The sequence below is a fragment of the Bordetella genomosp. 7 genome, assembly GCF_002261415.1.
GTDB lineage: Bacteria > Pseudomonadota > Gammaproteobacteria > Burkholderiales > Burkholderiaceae_B > Bordetella_A.
In genome coordinates this window covers 134,099-151,484 of record NZ_NEVI01000016.1, presented here as the reverse complement: position 1 = coordinate 151,484, position 17,386 = coordinate 134,099, and the positions used below count along the sequence as shown (strand labels likewise).

At 65.6% G+C, this 17,386-nt stretch carries 14 protein-coding genes; 13 read left to right on the top strand and 1 reads right to left on the bottom strand.

The features are described 5' to 3' along the window. Window positions 1-31: 31 nt before the first annotated feature. From CAL18_RS11455 to CAL18_RS11415, 9 genes are all read left to right on the top strand, one after another. Complete coding sequence (locus CAL18_RS11455) at window positions 32-3,256, top strand: efflux RND transporter permease subunit (protein WP_026639090.1); 3,225 nt, start codon at window positions 32-34, stop codon at window positions 3,254-3,256. Next, on the top strand, window positions 3,253-4,755 hold the full coding sequence (locus CAL18_RS11450; RefSeq protein ID WP_094817872.1) for an efflux transporter outer membrane subunit: 1,503 nt from the start codon (window positions 3,253-3,255) through the stop codon (window positions 4,753-4,755). The genes CAL18_RS11455 and CAL18_RS11450 overlap by 4 nt, the downstream gene beginning before the upstream one ends. Further along, a complete protein-coding gene (locus tag CAL18_RS11445; RefSeq protein WP_026639088.1) occupies window positions 4,752-5,492 on the top strand; it encodes a pyridoxine 5'-phosphate synthase in 741 nt (246 codons plus the stop codon). The genes CAL18_RS11450 and CAL18_RS11445 overlap by 4 nt, the downstream gene beginning before the upstream one ends. Window positions 5,493-5,576: 84 nt before the next feature. Beyond that, complete coding sequence (gene acpS, locus CAL18_RS11440) at window positions 5,577-6,014, top strand: holo-ACP synthase (RefSeq protein WP_094796851.1); 438 nt, start codon at window positions 5,577-5,579, stop codon at window positions 6,012-6,014. A 40-nt stretch (window positions 6,015-6,054) separates the two neighbouring features. Further along, window positions 6,055-7,110 carry a beta-N-acetylhexosaminidase gene (nagZ, locus tag CAL18_RS11435; protein ID WP_026639086.1) on the top strand — a complete coding sequence of 352 codons (1,056 nt, stop codon included), beginning with the start codon at window positions 6,055-6,057 and terminating at the stop codon, window positions 7,108-7,110. Continuing rightward, window positions 7,073-8,902 (top strand): excinuclease ABC subunit UvrC, encoded by a 1,830-nt coding sequence (gene uvrC / locus CAL18_RS11430; RefSeq protein WP_094817871.1) that lies wholly within the window; start codon window positions 7,073-7,075, stop codon window positions 8,900-8,902. The genes nagZ and uvrC overlap by 38 nt, the downstream gene beginning before the upstream one ends. Before the next feature lie 88 nt (window positions 8,903-8,990). Continuing rightward, window positions 8,991-9,563: a CDP-diacylglycerol--glycerol-3-phosphate 3-phosphatidyltransferase gene (gene pgsA / locus CAL18_RS11425; RefSeq protein ID WP_026639084.1), complete on the top strand. Its 573-nt coding sequence runs from the start codon at window positions 8,991-8,993 to the stop codon at window positions 9,561-9,563. A gap of 60 nt (window positions 9,564-9,623) precedes the next feature. Next, window positions 9,624-10,907, top strand: a complete 1,284-nt coding sequence (locus CAL18_RS11420; RefSeq protein WP_094796849.1) for an MFS transporter — start codon at window positions 9,624-9,626, stop codon at window positions 10,905-10,907. Window positions 10,908-11,027: 120 nt separating this feature from the next. Then, on the top strand, window positions 11,028-12,026 hold the full coding sequence (locus CAL18_RS11415; protein ID WP_038852187.1) for a cytochrome-c peroxidase: 999 nt from the start codon (window positions 11,028-11,030) through the stop codon (window positions 12,024-12,026). 15 nt (window positions 12,027-12,041) lie between these two features. Here the strand turns inward: CAL18_RS11415 and queF are convergent, their stop codons facing one another. After that, window positions 12,042-12,863: an NADPH-dependent 7-cyano-7-deazaguanine reductase QueF gene (gene queF, locus CAL18_RS11410; protein WP_094817870.1), complete on the bottom strand. Its 822-nt coding sequence runs from the start codon at window positions 12,861-12,863 to the stop codon at window positions 12,042-12,044. Between the two features lie 313 nt (window positions 12,864-13,176). On the opposite strand from queF, the gene aceA reads away from it, so the two are divergent. The 4 genes from aceA (at window position 13,177) to ccoN (ending at window position 17,381) form a co-directional block, all read left to right on the top strand. Continuing rightward, window positions 13,177-14,502: an isocitrate lyase gene (aceA, locus tag CAL18_RS11405; protein ID WP_026639080.1), complete on the top strand. Its 1,326-nt coding sequence runs from the start codon at window positions 13,177-13,179 to the stop codon at window positions 14,500-14,502. A 184-nt stretch (window positions 14,503-14,686) separates the two neighbouring features. Beyond that, entirely contained in the window at window positions 14,687-15,673 is a 987-nt protein-coding gene (locus tag CAL18_RS11400; RefSeq protein ID WP_094817869.1) for a hypothetical protein, read from the top strand. Then, window positions 15,670-15,813 carry a cbb3-type cytochrome oxidase assembly protein CcoS gene (gene ccoS, locus CAL18_RS11395; protein ID WP_026639078.1) on the top strand — a complete coding sequence of 48 codons (144 nt, stop codon included), beginning with the start codon at window positions 15,670-15,672 and terminating at the stop codon, window positions 15,811-15,813. The genes CAL18_RS11400 and ccoS overlap by 4 nt, the downstream gene beginning before the upstream one ends. A gap of 86 nt (window positions 15,814-15,899) precedes the next feature. Next, window positions 15,900-17,381 (top strand): cytochrome-c oxidase, cbb3-type subunit I, encoded by a 1,482-nt coding sequence (gene ccoN, locus CAL18_RS11390; protein ID WP_094796845.1) that lies wholly within the window; start codon window positions 15,900-15,902, stop codon window positions 17,379-17,381. The last annotated feature ends 5 nt before the right edge of the window (window positions 17,382-17,386 follow it).

Here is a 17,386-nt window from a genome sequence, read left to right as displayed (position 1 = left end):
CTTTTCGTGAGCACTTCCTGAGTCAGCCCACATGCCGCAATTTTTTATCGATCGTCCAATCTTCGCCTGGGTAGTCGCCCTGTTCATCCTGTTGGCCGGGCTGTTGGCGATTCCCAACATGCCGGTCGCGCAGTATCCCGACGTGGCGCCGCCCGCAATCACGATTACGGCGACGTACCCGGGCGCCTCGGCCAAAGAAGTGGCCGAGTCGGTGACCAGTATCATCGAAGACCAGCTCAACGGCGCCAAGGGCCTGCTGTATTACGAATCCGTCAGCGACTCGTACGGCCAATCCACCATTACCGCCACCTTCGCGCCGGGCACCGACCCGGACATGGCGCAGGTCGATGTGCAGAACCGCGTGTCCAACGTGTCTGCGCAGCTGCCTGTCGCCGTGAACCAGCAGGGCATCACCTACGAGCAGACCAGCGCCGGGTTCCTGATGATCGTCACGCTGTCGTCCACCGACGGCTCGCTGGACCAGACCGCCCTGGCCGACTACATCGCCCGCAATGTCCAGAACCCGGTTTCGCGGGTGCCCGGCGTGGGCCAGTTCCAGCTGTTCGCGGCGCCGCGCGCCATGCGCGTCTGGATCGACCCTGACAAACTGGTGGGGTTCAATCTCAGCCCCGCCGAAGTCAACGCCGCCATCAGTCGCCAGAACGTGCTGGTATCGGCGGGCAGCATGGGTGCGCCGCCCAACCCGGCCAGCCAGCGTTCCACCGCCACGGTCATCGTCAACGGCCAGCTTTCCACGGTCGAGGCCTTCGGCAATATCGTGTTGCGCGCCAACACCGACGGTTCCACGGTGCGCCTGCGCGATGTGGCGCGCATCGAGGTCGGCGCGGACAACTATCAGTTCGGCGCCCGCCTGAACGGCAAGCCCACCGCCGCGTTTGCCATCGTGCTGTCGCCCGACGCCAATGCGTTGGCCACCGCCGAGGGCGTGCGCGCGCAGATGGAGACCCTGTCTCAGTATTTCCCCGGCAATATCAAGTACGACATCCCGTACGACACCGCGCCGTACGTCAAGATTTCGATCGAGCAGGTGCTGCACACATTGGCCGAAGCCATGGTGCTGGTGTTCCTGGTCATGTATCTGTTCCTGCAGAACGTGCGCTACACGCTGATCCCGGCCCTGGTGGTGCCGGTGGCCATGCTGGGCGCCTTCGCGGTGATGCTGGCGCTGGGTTTCTCCATCAACGTGCTGACCATGTTCGCCATGGTGCTGGCGATCGGGATCCTCGTCGACGACGCCATCGTGGTGGTCGAGAACGTCGAGCGCATCATGACCACCGAAGGCCTGCCGCCCAAAGAGGCCACCAAGAGAGCCATGCCGCAGATCAGCGGCGCCATCGTCGGGATCACGCTGGTGCTGGTCACGGTGTTCCTGCCGCTGGCTTTCATGAGCGGGTCCGTGGGCGTCATCTACCGCCAGTTCTCGGTGGCGATGGCCGTGTCCATTTTCTTCTCGGCCTTCCTGGCGCTGACCTTCACGCCCGCGTTGTGCGCCACCATTCTCAAGCCGGTGCCCAAGGGCCATCACGAATCCAAGAAGGGCTTCTTCGGCTGGTTCAACCGCAAGTTCGACGCCACCACCCACCGCTACCAGAACTGGGTCGCGCGCATTCTGCACAAGGGCGGCCGCATGATGCTGTTCTTCCTGCTGCTGGTGGTATTGCTGGGCTGGCTCTACCTGCGCCTGCCCTCGTCGTTCCTGCCCGAGGAAGACCAGGGCTACGTAGTAAGCAACATCGAACTGCCCACCGGCGCCAGCGCCAACCGCACGGTCGATGTGATCGAACAGGTCGAGCAGTACTTCATGGCGCAGCCCGCGGTCGAGAACATCATCACGGTGCAGGGCTACAGCTTCAACGGCAACGGCCTGAACGCCGCTATTGCGTTCTCTACCTTGAAAGACTTCTCCGAGCGCAAAGACCGCGCCGACTCCGCCGGGGCGATCGCATTCAAGGCGATCGAGAAACTCTTGATGGGCGTCCATGACGCGCAGGTATTCACCCTGGTGCCGCCCGCCATTTCGTCGCTGGGCAACGCCACCGGGTTCGACTTCCGCCTGCAGGATCGCGCCAACGCGGGTTCGGCGGCGCTGGCGCAAGCCACCGGCCAGCTGATGGGCATGGCCATGCAAAGTCCGGTGCTGTCGCAGGTGCGCATTACCGGCCTGGGCGAGGGCCCGCAGCTGAACCTCACTGTCGATCGCGACAAGGCCGCGGCGCTGGGCGTCGATTTCGATGCAGTTGCCACGCTGTTGTCCACGGCGCTGGGGTCGGCCTACATCGACAAGTTCCCCAACATGGGGCGCATGCAGAACATCTGGGTGCAGGCCGAGGCGCGTCATCGCATGCAGGTCGAAGACATCCTGCGCATGAACGTCAACAACAACCAGGGCGGCATGGTGCCTCTGTCCAGCTTCGTCACCGCGAAATGGACGCAGGGGCCGGTGCAGGTGGTCCGCTATAACAGCTACGAGTCGATGCGCATCAGCGGCGACGCGGCGCCGGGCTACACCAGCGGCGAAGCCATGGCCGAAATGGAGCGCCTGGTGGGGCAGCTGCCGGCCGGGTTCGGCTACGAATGGAACGGCCTGTCGTACCAGGAACGCCAGGCGGGTGCGCAGGCGCCTATCCTGCTGGGCCTGTCGCTGCTGATTGTGTTCCTGGTGCTGGCCGCGCTGTACGAAAGCTGGGCGATCCCGCTGTCGGTCATGTTGGTGGTGCCGCTGGGCATGCTTGGCGCGGTCGCCCTCGTGTCGGCCATGGGCATGTCCAACGACGTCTATTTCCAGGTGGGGATGGTCACCGTGATCGGCCTGGCGGCCAAGAACGCCATCCTGATCGTGGAATTCGCCAAAGACCAGTACGCGCGCGGCATGGGTCTCTACGAGGCCACAGTCGAGGCGGCACGGTTGCGTTTCCGCCCCATTCTCATGACCTCGCTCGCGTTCATCCTGGGGGTGGTCCCGCTGGCGATCGCCACGGGCGCCGGCGCCGCCAGCCAGCGTGCGGTGGGCATCGGCGTGCTGGGCGGCATGCTTGCGGCCACGCCGTTCGCCGTCATTTTCGTGCCCACTTTCTTCGTGGTGGTGCTTAGCCTGTTCAAGACCAAGCCCCGCCTGCTGGGCAATGAACTCAAGGAATTCGAAGCCGAGCAGGCCGCCAAGCGCGCCCGCGAGGCGCAGTCCGAACAATCCGGCCATGGGCCCGACGCGGCGCCCGGCCAGGAGGGCAAGCAATGACAGCCCTGATCCATAAACGAACCGCCCTGTCGGCGTGCCTGGTCGCGATACTGGCCGGATGCTCGCTGGCCCCCGATTACCACCGCCCCGCGTCGCCGGTGCCCGGCGACTGGCCGGCGCAGCCCAAGGTGCAGTACGGCGGCTATGACCGGCCCACGTCCCTGTCGGAGCAGTCCGCGCAGGCCGTGGCGCCGCCCGGCGCCGTGCCCGCCGCCGATATAGGCTGGCGCGAGTTCTTCCGCGATCCGCGCCTGCAGGCCCTCATCGAGCTCTCGCTGGTCAACAACCGCGACCTTCGTATCGCCGTCGAGCGCGTGGAAGAGGCCAGGGCCCAGTACGGCGTGCAGCGCGGGTCCCAGTGGCCCAGCATCGGGCTGGGCGGCGAAGGCACGCGCCAGCGCGTGCCGGCCAACCTGAGCCCGCAGGGCCGCGACACCGTGGGCAACACCTTCCAGGCAGGCATCGGCCTGACCTCGTTCGAGATCGATCTGTTCGGGCGCCTGCGCAATCTGTCCGAGGCGGCCTACCAGCAGTACCTGGCCACCGAACAGGCCCAGCGCAGCGTGCATATCACCCTGGTCAGCGCGGTGGCGCAGGCGTATTTCACGCTGCGCGCGGCCGAAGTGCAGCTCGATCTTACCCGCAAGACGCTTGCGTCGCGCCAGGAATCCTACGACCTGGTCAAGCGCCGTTACGACGGCGGCGTGGCGTCCGAGCTGGAGCTCAATCAGTCCAAAGGCCTGCTCGATTCGGCCTCGGCCGACCTGGCGCAACTGGCGCGGGTGCGTGCGCAGTCCGTCAACGCGCTGACGGTGCTGGTGGGCACGCCATTGCCCGATAACCTGCCTGCCCCCGTCGAATTCGGCCGCGACCAGCTGCTGGCAACAGTGCCGGCCGGCCTGCCGTCCGACCTGCTGGTGCGCCGGCCCGACATCATCGGCGCCGAGAACCAGCTCAGGGCTGCCAACGCCAATATCGGCGCGGCGCGCGCCGCGTTCTTCCCCACCATATCCCTGACCGGCATGCTGGGTTTCGCCAGCACGTCGATGGGGTCGCTCTTCGAAGGCGGGCAGCGCGCCTGGAACTTCACACCGTCGATCACCACGCCCATCTTTGCGGGCGGCAGTATCCGGGAAGGTCTGAACCTGGCCACCGCGCGCAACAACATTGCGGTGGCGCAGTACGAGCAGACCATCCAGCAGGCGTTCCGCGAAGTTTCCGACGCCCTGGCGGGCGAGGCCACCTATGCGGCGCAGCTCGACGCGCTGCGCTCGTTGCAGGAATCCACCTCGCGCACCCTCGAACTGTCGAACCTGCGCTATACCAATGGCATCGACAGCTACCTGCAGGTCCAGACTGCGCAGGTCGACTTTTTCAGTGCGCAGCTGGGGCTCGTCCAGGCCGGTCTCGAAGCGTTGAACAACCGCGTGGAGCTGTACAAGGCGCTGGGCGGCGGCTGGACCGAAGCCACTCAGGTTTCTTCTGCAAAAACACCATGATTGAACTAGGCGTCAATATCGATCACGTGGCCACGCTGCGCCAGCAGCGCCACACTGCGTATCCCGACCCGGTGGCGGCCGCGCTGCGCGCCGAAGACGCCGGCGCCGATCTGATTACGCTGCACTTGCGCGAAGACCGCCGCCATATCCAGGATGCCGACGTCCATGCCATCCGGCCGGTATTGCGCACCCGTATGAATCTCGAATGCGCGATCACCGACGAAATGCTGCAGATCGCCTGCGCCGTGCGTCCGCAGGATGTCTGCCTGGTGCCGGAAAAGCGCACCGAGCTCACCACCGAAGGCGGCCTCGATGTGCTGGGCGCGCAGGGCACGGTGCGCGACGCGGTGTCGCGCCTGCACGATGCCGGTATCCGGGTGTCGCTGTTCATCGACCCTGATATCGCCCAGATCCAGGCTGCGGCGCAGGCGGGCGCGACGGTCATCGAACTGCACACCGGCGCCTACGCCGAAGCTGGCCAGGGCCAGGCCGAAGCCGAATTGCAGCGCCTGCGCGCGGCCGTGGCCGAAGGCCTGCGCCACGGCATGCGGGTCAACGCCGGCCACGGCCTGCACTACGGCAACGTCGGGCCCATTGCCGCGCTCGATGGCGTTGCCGAGCTCAATATCGGCCACGCCATCGTTGCCCAGGCCGTGTTCGACGGCTGGGAAAAGGCCGTGCGAGACATGAAAGCCCTGATGGTGCAGGCGCGCCTGCAGGCGCAGCGGGGCCGCTAGGGCTGTCCGGCGGCGCGGCGGGGTCGCGTATGATCCCGGATATGGGGCGATAGGCGCCCCGCATCCGCGTGCGACCCGTATTCCATGTCTGATACGCCCACCCCATCGCCATCCATGCCTGCCGGCGCCATCGCCGGCATCGGCATGGATCTGATCCGCATCGAGCGCATCCAGGCGGCTCTTGCGCGGCACGGCGACCGCTTTGCGCAGAAAATCCTCGGCGAGCAGGAACTGCAAAAATTCCACGCGCGCCGGGCCCGCGATGCTGCGCGCGGCGTGCGTTTCCTGGCCACGCGCTTTGCCGCCAAAGAAGCTTTCTCGAAAGCCATCGGCCTGGGCATGCGCATGCCCATGACCTGGACCCGCGTGCAGACGCTCAACGCACCGGGCGGCAGGCCGGTGCTGGTGCTCGCGCCCGACCTGTCCGAATGGTACGAACAGCGTTTTGGCTCCGCCCACGTGTCCATCACCGATGAATCCGACCTCGCCGCCGCCTACGTGGTGGTCGAGCGCAAGCCCTGAGGCGGCTCGCGAAACACGCATAACCCAAGGACAAGCCAATATGGCAAAGAAACGCAAAACTGCGCTGCCCCCCGGCCCCGTCATGGTCGATATCGCCGGCGCCACCCTGACCAAAGAAGAAAAGCGGCGCCTGCGGCATCCGCTGGTGGGCGGCGTCATCTTGTTCGCCCGCAACTTCGAAAGCCGCGAACAGTTGCGCGCGCTGACCCGCAAGATCCATCGTGCGCGCCAGGAGCCCTTGCTCATTGCCGTCGACCACGAGGGCGGCCGGGTGCAGCGGTTCCGCACCGACGGGTTTACGCCGCTGCCGCCCATGCAGGCGTTGGGCAAAGTGTGGGACGCCGATCCGCTGGCCGCGATGCGCATGGCCACCGAGGCTGGCTATGTGCTGGCCGCCGAACTGCGAGCCTGCGGGGTAGACCTGAGCTTCACGCCGGTGCTCGACCTCGATTACGGCGTCAGCCAGGTCATCGGCAACCGGGCATTTCACCGGGACGCGCGGGTCGTCACCATGCTGGCGCGCGCGCTCGCGCAAGGCCTGGCGCTGGCCGGCATGGCAGCCTGCGGCAAGCATTTTCCGGGGCACGGTTTCGTGGGCGCTGACTCGCACCACGAAATTCCCGTCGACCCACGCACGCTCGAGCGCATCCTGAAAGACGACGCCGCGCCCTATGCGTGGCTGGGCGACGCGGTGTTGCCTGCCGTCATGCCGGCGCACGTCATCTACCCCAAGGTCGACAAGCATCCCGCAGGCTTTTCGCGCCGCTGGGTGCAAGACATCCTGCGCGGCCAGCTGGGCTACGACGGGGTGGTGTTCTCAGACGATCTCACCATGGAAGGCGCCTCGGTCGCGGGCGACATTCTGGCCCGGGCGCAGGCCGCGCTGCAGGCAGGGTGCGATATGGTACTGGTGTGCAACCGTCCCGACCTGGCCGATGAGCTGCTCGAACGCCTGGATGTCGCCCATCCGCCGGAATCGGTCGAGCGCATCCGGCGCCTGATGCCGCGCTTTGCCGCCCCCGACTGGGACACTTTGCAGGCCGAAACCCGCTATCAGAATGCCCGACGAATTCAATCTCAAATCGTTCCTGGCTGATCTTCCGCACCTGCCCGGCGTCTATCGCCATATAGACGCCGACGGTGTGGTCATGTACGTAGGCAAGGCGCGCGACCTGAAAAAGCGCGTGTCGTCGTATTTTCAGAAAAACCTGGCCAGCCCCAGGATCGCCCAGATGGTGGCGAAGGTGGCGCGCGTCGAAGTCACGGTGACGCGCTCCGAGGCCGAGGCGTTGCTGCTCGAGAACAACCTCATCAAGAGCCTGCGCCCGCGCTACAACATCCTGTTCCGCGACGACAAGTCATACCCGTACCTGTGGATCACCGGCCACGAGTGGCCGCGCATCGCCTATTACCGCGGCGCCACCAATAAGCGCGGCCAGTTTTTCGGGCCGTTTCCCAATGCGTGGGCCGTGCGCGAAACCATACAGATCCTGCAAAAAGTATTCCGCTTGCGCACCTGTGAAGACACGGTGTTCGCCAACCGGTCGCGGCCCTGTCTGTTGCACCAGATCGGCCGCTGTTCGGCTCCCTGCGTGGGCGCCGTGCAGGCCGACGAGTACGCGCGCGACGTCGAGCGCGCAGCGCGCTTTCTCAATGGCGAAGCGCGCGAAGTCATGGGCGAGATCGAGCAGCGCATGCTGCAGGCTTCGAGCGAATTGCGCTTCGAGGAAGCCGCCGCGGCGCGCGACCAGATGGGTTCGCTCGCGCGCGTCCTGCACCAGCAAACCATGGAAGACACCGCCGGCGAAGACACCGACATCATCGCCGTGGCCTCGGCCGGGGGCAAGACCTGCGTCAACCTTGCTATGGTGCGCGCGGGCCGCCACCTGGGCGACAAGCCGTTCTTTCCCGTGCATGTGGATGGGCAGGACGCGCCCCAGGTGCTGGAGGCGTTCATTGCGCAACACTACACCGACAATCCCTTGCCGCCCGTGCTCGTGTGTACGCACACCTTGCCCGATCCCGCGCTGATGACCCTGCTCGCCGAGCAGGCGGGCGCGCGTCCCGCGCGCGTGCTGACGCGTCCGCAGGGCGTGCGCCGGTCTTGGCTGGAGCAGGCCGTCAAGAATGCCGAGATGGCGCTTGCGCGCGCATTGACCGAGTCGGGCGCGCGCGCCGCCCGCACCCTGGCCCTGGCCGAGGTGCTCGACCTGGATACCGATGAAACGGCGCTGGACAGTCTGCACATCGAGTGCTTCGACATCAGCCACACGGCTGGCGAGGCCACTCAGGCGTCGTGCGTGGTGTACCGGCATCACGACATGCAGCCATCGCTTTACCGCCGCTACAACATCGCCGGCATCACGCCGGGCGACGATTACGCGGCCATGCGTCAGGTATTGACGCGCCGCTTCGGCAAGGTGGCCGACGGCGAGGCGCCGATGCCGGGCCTGGTGCTCATCGATGGCGGCAAGGGGCAGGTCGAGGTCGCGCGCCAGGTATTCGCCGAACTGGGCCTGGATATCCAGACGCTGGTGGGCGTGGCAAAGGGCGAAGGGCGCAAGGTGGGCCTGGAAACGCTGGTGTTCGCCGATGGCAGGCCCCCCGTGGCGCTGGGCCCCGGGTCCGCCGCGCTGATGCTCATCGCCCAGGTGCGCGACGAGGCCCACCGGTTTGCCATCACCGGAATGCGGGCGCGCCGCGCCAAGTCGCGCAACGTGTCGCGCCTGGAGGAAATCGAAGGCATCGGGGCGCGCCGCCGGCAACGCCTGCTGGTGCGGTTCGGAGGGTTCGCCGGGGTGGCCGCAGCCAGCGTGGAAGACCTGGCATCGGTCGAGGGCATTTCCCATGAACTGGCCGAACGCATATACGAAGCCCTGCGCGGGTGAGCCCCGGCCTTGCCGCGCCGCACGGGGCAGGGCGCCGGGCAACGCGGCCCGGGCTCTTTTCCCGCCGGTGATGTAGCATACGTTCATTATGCCTATCAACGTGCCTATTATCCTCACGTGGCTGCGCATCGCCATGATCCCGCTGGTGGTGGGGCTGTTCTATATCCCGCCCGGCTGGATGGCCGAGCCCACCCGCGACACGCTGGCTGCCTGCGCTTTCATCATCGCGGCCCTGACCGACTGGTTCGACGGCTGGCTGGCCCGCCGCTGGAACCAGACTTCGGCATTCGGCGCGTTTCTCGACCCCGTGGCCGATAAGCTCATGGTATGTGCGGCGCTGATCGTGCTGCTGGATCTGGGGCGCGTCGATGCGTTCATCTCGCTCATCATCATCGGCCGCGAGATCACCATTTCGGCGTTGCGCGAATGGATGGCCAAGATAGGCGCCAGCGCCAGCGTGGCGGTGCATCGCCTGGGCAAGTTCAAGACGGCCGCACAGATGGTGGCCATCCCGTGCCTGCTGTACAACCAGCCGCTGTACGGCGTGCCGAGCCGCCTGGTCGGCGACGTGCTGATCGTCATCGCGGCGGTGCTTACCGTCTGGTCCATGCTGTATTACCTGCAGCGCGCCTGGCCCGCCATCCGCGAAAAGTCCCAGTAACCAGCGCGCCGGCGCGCTGGCGCCGCGCTTGTTTTTCCCGGCCCCTGGCCGCCTCTTGCCATGTCTTCAGGTTCAGATAGCAGCTTCCTGGATGCCCCGGACATACGCCGCCGCGACTGGTTCACCATTCTGCTGATCGGTATCGCCCACGGTTCGTCGCATTTCTTCCAGTTGGTGCTGCCGTCGTTGTATGTGTCGCTGGGCGCCGCGTTCGATCTGGACTTTGCGCGACTGGGCCTGCTGGTGTCCACGTTTTTCGTGGTGTCCGGCATCGGGCAGGCGTCCTCGGGGTTCGTCGTCGATCGCATCGGCGCGCGTCCCGTGCTGTGGTTCGGGCTTTCGTGCTTCGTGCTGTCGGGCATCATGATCGGCTCGGCCAACGGGTACGCGATGTTGCTGATGGCCGCCGCCATTGGCGGAGTGGGCAATTCGGTGTTCCATCCGGTTGACTACTCCATCATGAACCACCGTGTCAGCGCGCCGCGCCTGGGGCATGCGTTCAGCACGCACGGCCTGACCGGCACCCTGGGTTGGGCCCTGACCCCCGTCTTCATCACGACCATCACCCTGCTGGCCAACTGGCGCGTGGCCGCGTTCAGCGCGGCCGGCCTGGTGGCCGCGATACTGCTGCTGACGGTACTGGGACGCGACCTGCTGGCCAGCCCGGGGTCGCGCGCCCGGCCGGCCGCAGCGGCGGGCAAGGGCGATGCGCCGGCCCAGGACGGCGTGCTTCCCACCCTGCTGGCGCTCCTGGCCAAGCCTGCGCTCTGGGGGGCCTTCCTGTTCTTTGCCTGCACGTCCATCGCGCTTTCGTCGGTGCAGAACTACACCATCCCCTTGCTGGACCAGCTCTACGATTTGTCCGGGGTCGTCGCCAGTTCCGCATTGTCCGGCTACATGCTCGCATCGGCCGTGGGTATGGCGGCGGGCGGGTTCCTGGTGTCCGATTCGTCGCGCACCGAACGCACCGTCACCGTCTCGCTCATTCTCGCGGGGCTGACCCTGGTCGTGCTCGCCGCAGGCTGGGTGCCCGCCGCCCTGGCCGCGCCCGTGGTCGGCCTGGCGGGATTCTGCTCGGGCGTCGCGGCTCCCTCGCGCGACATGCTGATCCGCCGTGTCACGCCCAAGGGCACCGTGGGGTCGGTGTACGGCCTTGTGTATTCGGGCATGGACGTGGGTTCGGCGCTGGGTCCCCTGGCTTTCGGCCTGCTGCTCGATGCGGGCCTGAGCCGCGGCCCCTGGATCGGCGCGGGCCTGGCCTTCGCCATGGCCGCCCTGCTGGCCCAATGGGTGGCGCTGCAGGCGCGCCGTTCGCCGCCGGTGGCGACCACGCCCGCCACCTGACTCTGCGGCGGCATGCCGCCGCGCTGCGGGCGGCCGGGCTTGACGCCCCGCAAGGTGCTTCCTGCAGGATATTGCTGTAATAACCCTACCGCCGATAAGGCTATCGTAGGAAAGCACAGCATGATCATTACCCGCCTGTTCCGGGCTGCCGCGTTGTCGACCATCGTCGCCACGGCAGCATATGCCCAGCAACAAGAACCCATTCAGCCCATTGAACCTGCCGTCATCAAAGACCCGGCGCAGGTCGAGCTGGGCAAGAAGCTCTTCTTCGAGCCGCGTTTGTCGAAATCCGGATTCATCTCCTGCAATTCGTGTCATAACCTCAGCCGCGGCGGGTCAGACAACCTGAAGGCTTCCATCGGGCACAACTGGCAGCAAGGCGGCATCAACTCGCCTACGGTGCTGAACTCCAGCCTCAACTTCGTGCAGTTCTGGGACGGGCGCGCCAAAGACCTGCGCGAACAGGCCGGCGGCCCCATCGCCAATCCCGTCGAAATGGCCTCGTCGCACGAACTGGCCATCCAGGTGCTCAGTTCCATACCGGGCTATCGCGCCGAATTCAAGCAAGTGTTCGGCACCGACAACATCACGATCGACGAAGTCACCCGTGCGCTGGCAGCATTCGAAGAAACGCTGGTCACCCCCGATTCGCGCTTCGATCAATGGCTGCGCGGCGACCAGGGGGCGCTCACCGTACAGGAACTGGCAGGCTACAACCTGTTCAAGAACAGCGGCTGCGTGGCTTGCCACAATGGGCCCGCCGCCGGCGGCAATTCATTCCAGAAAATGGGTGTGGTCGTGCCGTATGCCACCGACAACGCCGCCGAGGGGCGGGCGGCCGTCACCGGCGCCGATGCCGACCGCTTCATGTTCAAGGTGCCCACGCTGCGCAACGTGGAACTCACCTATCCGTACTTCCATGATGGCGCGGCCGACACGCTGGCGCAGGCGGTGGACGTCATGGGGCGCCTGCAATTGGGCCGCACCTTCACGCCAGAAGAAAGCGCCCAGATTGTCGCCTTTCTTAAAACCCTCACCGGCAAGCAGCCCAGCCTGCAGCTGCCTGTCCTGCCTGCGTCGGCCGACGATACGCCCAGGCCCGTGCCATTTGCAAACTAGGGCGGGTTGGCGCGGCTATTGCCGCGCCGTGCGTGCCTGGGCCGGTGGCGCAGCGGCAGCGTTGCTGCGCCACGGGTTGATGTCCAGGCCGCCGCGGCGGGTATAGCGTGCATATACCGTCAGCTGCTCGGGCCGGCAAGCCGTCATGATGTCCGTAAAAATGCGCTCCACGCAGTGCTCGTGGAACTCGGCATGGTTGCGGAACGACACCAGGTAGCGCAGCAGCGCCGCGCGGTCCAGGGCGCGGCCCTGGTAACGGATCTGCACGCTTGCCCAGTCGGGTTGCCCCGTGACCGGGCAGTTCGACTTCAACAGGCGCGAGCTCAGCGTTTCCTGGACGACTTCGTTGCCCGCACAGGCCAGCAGTCCGGCGTCGGGGGAATAAGCGTCTATCTCGATATCCTGTTCATCAAGGCTGTCGCCCTCCAGTTCGGCCATCGGCGCCAACGCAAACCGGTCCGGCAATATCAGGTCTACCTGCACAGGGGCGCCGGCGGCTGCAGACAGGTCGGCGACAAGTCGCTGCCGCACGGTGGCGGCGTCGCGCACGCGATCCTGGTTGTACGAATTCAAGTACAGCTTGAACGATTTGGATTCGATGATGTTGGGGCTTTCCGCCGGCACGGTGAACGTCGCCATGGCCACCTGGGGCTTGCCCTTGGGATTCAGCCACGACAGTTCGTACGCATTCCAGATGTCGGCTCCCGTGAAGGGCAGGGTGTCCGACACATTCAGGCTTGCCCGGTTATGGGCGCGCGGAATCGGAAAGAGCAGGCCGGGATCGTACTGCGCCGGGTAGGAAACAGATTGGCCCAACGGGGCGTTCGACAAAGACATGGACAGGGCGGCACGGGCACTAAAAGACGCATTGTAGGCCGTCGCCCGCCGCTTCGTTCCCGTATCGTGAAATGGGCATCGCGCATTATGAAAGGCAGTGCTGCGCAGCAGCGTCGCGGCATTTCACGGCAGGGAATTTCATTCCACGATATAAAAATAACCAAGTAAATAGCTGTTTTTTAACAAGAAAATTTTTGGTCTTATATAAGACATAAGTTCACATTGCTCTGCAGCACAGGCATAGACTTTTATCCAACGCGGGCGCTGCCGCGGCCGCCACAGGTTTCTGTCTTCTTTCTAACTGGAGCACATCATGAGCAATCGCGAAACCGAAATCCGCAACCTGCAGAAAGACTGGGCCGAGAGCCCGCGCTGGCAAGGCATCAAGCGCGCCTACAGCGCCGAAGAGGTGGTGCGCCTGCGCGGCTCGGTGGCGGTCCAACACACGCTGGCGCATCGAGGCGCCAGCCGCCTGTGGGACCTGCTGCACAGCGAGCCGTTCGTCAATTCGCTGGGCGCGCTCACCGGCAACCAGGCCATGCAGCAGGTCAAGGCGGGCCTGAAGGCTATCTACCTGTCGGGCTGGCAAGTGGCGGGCGACGCGAACCTGGCCGGCGAGATGTATCCCGACCAGTCGCTGTACCCGGCCAATTCGGTTCCGCAGGTCGTGCGTCGCATCAACAACGCCCTGGCGCGCTGCGACCAGATCCAGTGGATGGAAGGCAAGAATCCGGGCGACGCCGGCTACATCGACTACTACGCGCCCATCGTGGCCGATGCCGAGGCCGGCTTCGGCGGCGTACTCAACGCCTTCGAACTGATGAAGGCCATGATCGAGGCCGGCGCGGCCGGCGTGCACTTCGAAGACCAGCTCGCCTCGGTGAAGAAATGCGGCCATATGGGCGGCAAGGTGCTGGTGCCCACCCGCGAGGCAGTGTCCAAACTGGTCTCTGCCCGCCTGGCAGCCGACGTGATGGGCACGCCCACCGTGCTGCTGGCCCGTACCGATGCCGATGCGGCCGACCTGGTCACCAGCGACGTCGACGAGAACGACCGTCCTTTCATTACCGGCGAGCGTACTGTCGAAGGTTTCTTCCGCACCCGGGCCGGCATCGAACAGGCCATCTCGCGCGGCCTGGCCTACGCGCCGTACGCCGACCTGATCTGGTGCGAAACGTCCACGCCCAACCTGGAATACGCGCGCAAGTTCGCCGAAGCCATCCATCGCCAGTTCCCGGGCAAACTGCTGGCCTATAACTGCTCGCCCTCGTTCAACTGGAAGAAAAACCTGGACGACGCCACGGTGGCCAAGTTCCAGCGCGAACTGGGTGCCATGGGATACAAGTTTCAGTTCATCACGCTGGCCGGGTTCCATGCGCTGAACTACGGCATGTTCGAACTGGCGCATGGCTACGCGCGTCGCCAGATGAGCGCCTTTGTGGAACTGCAGCAGAAGGAATTCGCCGCGGCGGAGCTGGGCTTTACCGCGGTCAAGCACCAGCGCGAAGTGGGCACAGGCTACTTCGACGCGGTAACGCAAGTGATAGAAGGCGGCCAGTCGTCCACCACCGCGCTCACGGGCTCTACCGAAGAGGCCCAGTTCGAACATGGCGATCCGGCCGCCGTACGAGCCGCGTGATGCCTGGGCGTCCGGCTCTGGCCGGGCGCCATTGTGTGCTTAGCTGTAGCAGGGTGGTTGGGGTGCCTTCGGGCACCCTTTTTTTGCTGGCCGTTCTCGCGCCGTGCTCGGGATGAATCCGGTATTGGCCGTTTCTTGACATATATCAAGCGTAAGGCCGCGCCTACTCGCTACGATCGGGCGCATGCGCGCTAAATCCATCTTCGCGGTTCCCCCCGGCCTGCCGGCCCACCTGAAACAAGAGCGGCGCCATGCCTTGCTGCGCCTGGGCTGGGCCTGGCTGGCCATGATGCAGGTCATGATGTTCGCCTGGCCGGGTTACGTGCGCCACGAGGGCATTGCGCCCGACGCCCTGGCCACGCTCGACTGGGCCATCGTGCTCATGAACTGGGCCAGCCTGGCGCTCACGGTGCCGGTCGTGCTGTATTCGTCCTGGCCCATCTGGCAGGGGGCGGCCCGCAGCCTGCGCCGGCGCCAGGCGGGCATGGACGTGCCCGTGGCGCTGGGTATCGTGGCCGCCTTCGTGCCCAGCGTGTACACCACGCTTACCGGGCGCGGCGAAGTCTATTTCGACTCCGTCACCATGTTCGTGGCCTTCCTGCTCACGGCCCGCTACCTGGCCCTGTGCGCGCGCCAGTCCGTGGCGCCGTGCGCCGGCGCGGCGCCCGGGCGTTCCTATGTCCGGCTCGAAAGGCGCCAGCGCGCGCTGGGGTCGGCCGCCGACCGCCTGGCGGCGCGGTTCACCGCGGCACAGGTGGCGCTGGCGCTGGCGGCCGGCGCGGCATGGTGGTGGCTCGACCCCAGCCATGCGGTGCCCGTCATGGTGGCGCTGCTCGTCATCAGTTGCCCCTGTGCCATGGCCATGGCAGTGCCCACCGCGCTGGCCGCGGCACACGGGGCCGCCCAGCGCGGCATGGACGCCGCGCGCCTGCGGGCCTTGCTGGCGGCCACCACGCGCGTGGCGCGACTGAGCCTGTATGGGTCGCTTGCCTGGCACCTGCTCATGACGCCGCTGGCCCTGGCGGGCTGGGTTGCGCCCTGGCTGGCCGCGCTCACCATGCTGCTGTCGTCGCTGGCGGTGGCCGGTCACGCCTGGCATCTGTTCCGCCGCTACGCGGCGCCGCAGCATCCCGGCGGTCACCTGGCTGGCGAAGCCGCCGCTGCCCCATGACCATCCTCTATCTATTGCTGCCCCTGTCGCTCGTCTTTGTGCTGGCCATCGGCGCCGCGCTGGGCTGGGCCATCTTCAACGGCCAGTTCGACGACGCCCAAGAGGCCGGCAGTTCCATTTTGCGCGATCCCGATTTGTAGGAATTGTCCTACGCTTGATCGAAATCAAGACGGGCGTTTTCGAGTCGGCGGATCATTCAATCTCCGTATCAACTGGGGGACAGACCATGATTGATAGCAGTAATACTGCCGATCGACTCCAAGCGTTCAACTACAAGGTCGTCAGGCAGTTTGCTGTCATGACGGTCGTCTGGGGCATAGTGGGCATGGCCGTCGGCGTGCTGATCGCCGCGCAGCTCGTATGGCCGCAGCTCAACTTCGATATTCCCTGGCTCAGCTACGGGCGCCTGCGTCCGTTGCATACCAATGCAGTGATCTTCGCCTTTGGCGGCAGCGCGCTGTTCGCGACGTCTTATTACGTGGTGCAGCGCACCTGTCAGGCACGCCTGTTCAGCGACAAGCTGGCCGCCTTCACCTTCTGGGGCTGGCAGGTCGTCATCGTGGCGGCGGCCATCACCCTGCCGCTGGGCTACACAAGCAGCAAGGAATACGCCGAGCTCGAATGGCCCATCGACATCCTCATCACGCTGGTGTGGGTGGCCTACGCGGTGGTGTTCTTCGGCACGATTGTGCGGCGGCGGGTGCGGCATATCTATGTCGCCAACTGGTTCTTCGGCTCCTACATCCTTACCATTGCCATCCTGCACATCTTCAACAACATCGAAATGCCGGTGTCGTTGTGGAAATCGTACTCGGCGTACGCCGGCGTGCAGGACGCCATGGTGCAGTGGTGGTACGGGCACAATGCGGTCGGCTTTTTCCTGACCACCAGCTTCCTGGGCATGATGTATTACTTCGTGCCCAAGCAGGCGGGGCGTCCCATTTATTCGTACCGCCTGTCCATCGTGCACTTCTGGGCGCTGGCCTTCACCTACATGTGGGCCGGGCCGCACCACCTGCTGTACACCTCGCTGCCCGACTGGACCCAGTCGCTCGGCATGACCTTCTCGCTGATTCTGCTGGCGCCTTCCTGGGGCGGCATGATCAACGGCATCATGACCCTGCAGGGGGCGTGGCACCGCCTGCGCACCGACCCTATCCTCAAGTTCATGGTCACTGCGCTGTCGTTCTACGGCATGTCCACGTTCGAAGGCTCGATGATGTCCATCCGCACGGTCAACGCGCTGTCGCACTACACCGACTGGACAGTCGGCCACGTGCACTCCGGCGCGCTGGGCTGGGTGGCGATGATCACGTTCGGGTCGCTGTACTACCTGATTCCGCGCCTGTATGGCCGCACCGCCATGCACAGCACCAAGGCCGTCGAACTCCACTTCTGGGTGGCCACCATCGGCGTGGTGCTGTACATCGCCTCCATGTGGATCGCCGGGGTGCAGCAAGGCCTGATGTGGCGCGATACCGCCGCCGACGGCACGCTGGTCTACAGCTTTGTCGAAGAGCTCAAGACCCGGGTGCCGTACTACCTGATCCGGCTTGCCGGCGGCGCCCTGTATCTGTCGGGCATGGTCATCATGGCCTGGAACGTCTGGATGACGCTGCGCGGCCAGCGCGCCGTCAATCCGGCCATCCCGGCCGACCGCCCGCAACAGCCGGCCGGCCCTGCAGCCGCCACTCCCGCCATCGCCTGACGAGA

Excerpts from the sequence above, each read along its gene's own strand:
- CAL18_RS11445 (WP_026639088.1), top strand. The coding sequence starts at position 4,752 with ATGATTGAACTAGGCGTCAATATCGATCACGTGGCCACGCTGCGCCAG.
- ccoS (WP_026639078.1), top strand. The coding sequence starts at position 15,670 with ATGACCATCCTCTATCTATTGCTGCCCCTGTCGCTCGTCTTTGTGCTG.
- ccoN (WP_094796845.1), top strand. The coding sequence starts at position 15,900 with ATGATTGATAGCAGTAATACTGCCGATCGACTCCAAGCGTTCAACTAC.
- CAL18_RS11415 (WP_038852187.1), top strand. The coding sequence starts at position 11,028 with ATGATCATTACCCGCCTGTTCCGGGCTGCCGCGTTGTCGACCATCGTC.
- queF (WP_094817870.1), bottom strand. The coding sequence starts at position 12,863 with ATGTCTTTGTCGAACGCCCCGTTGGGCCAATCTGTTTCCTACCCGGCG.
- CAL18_RS11455 (WP_026639090.1), top strand. The coding sequence starts at position 32 with ATGCCGCAATTTTTTATCGATCGTCCAATCTTCGCCTGGGTAGTCGCC.
- CAL18_RS11420 (WP_094796849.1), top strand. The coding sequence starts at position 9,624 with ATGTCTTCAGGTTCAGATAGCAGCTTCCTGGATGCCCCGGACATACGC.
- acpS (WP_094796851.1), top strand. The coding sequence starts at position 5,577 with ATGTCTGATACGCCCACCCCATCGCCATCCATGCCTGCCGGCGCCATC.
- CAL18_RS11400 (WP_094817869.1), top strand. The coding sequence starts at position 14,687 with ATGCGCGCTAAATCCATCTTCGCGGTTCCCCCCGGCCTGCCGGCCCAC.
- uvrC (WP_094817871.1), top strand. The coding sequence starts at position 7,073 with ATGCCCGACGAATTCAATCTCAAATCGTTCCTGGCTGATCTTCCGCAC.
- aceA (WP_026639080.1), top strand. The coding sequence starts at position 13,177 with ATGAGCAATCGCGAAACCGAAATCCGCAACCTGCAGAAAGACTGGGCC.
- nagZ (WP_026639086.1), top strand. The coding sequence starts at position 6,055 with ATGGCAAAGAAACGCAAAACTGCGCTGCCCCCCGGCCCCGTCATGGTC.
- CAL18_RS11450 (WP_094817872.1), top strand. The coding sequence starts at position 3,253 with ATGACAGCCCTGATCCATAAACGAACCGCCCTGTCGGCGTGCCTGGTC.
- pgsA (WP_026639084.1), top strand. The coding sequence starts at position 8,991 with ATGCCTATCAACGTGCCTATTATCCTCACGTGGCTGCGCATCGCCATG.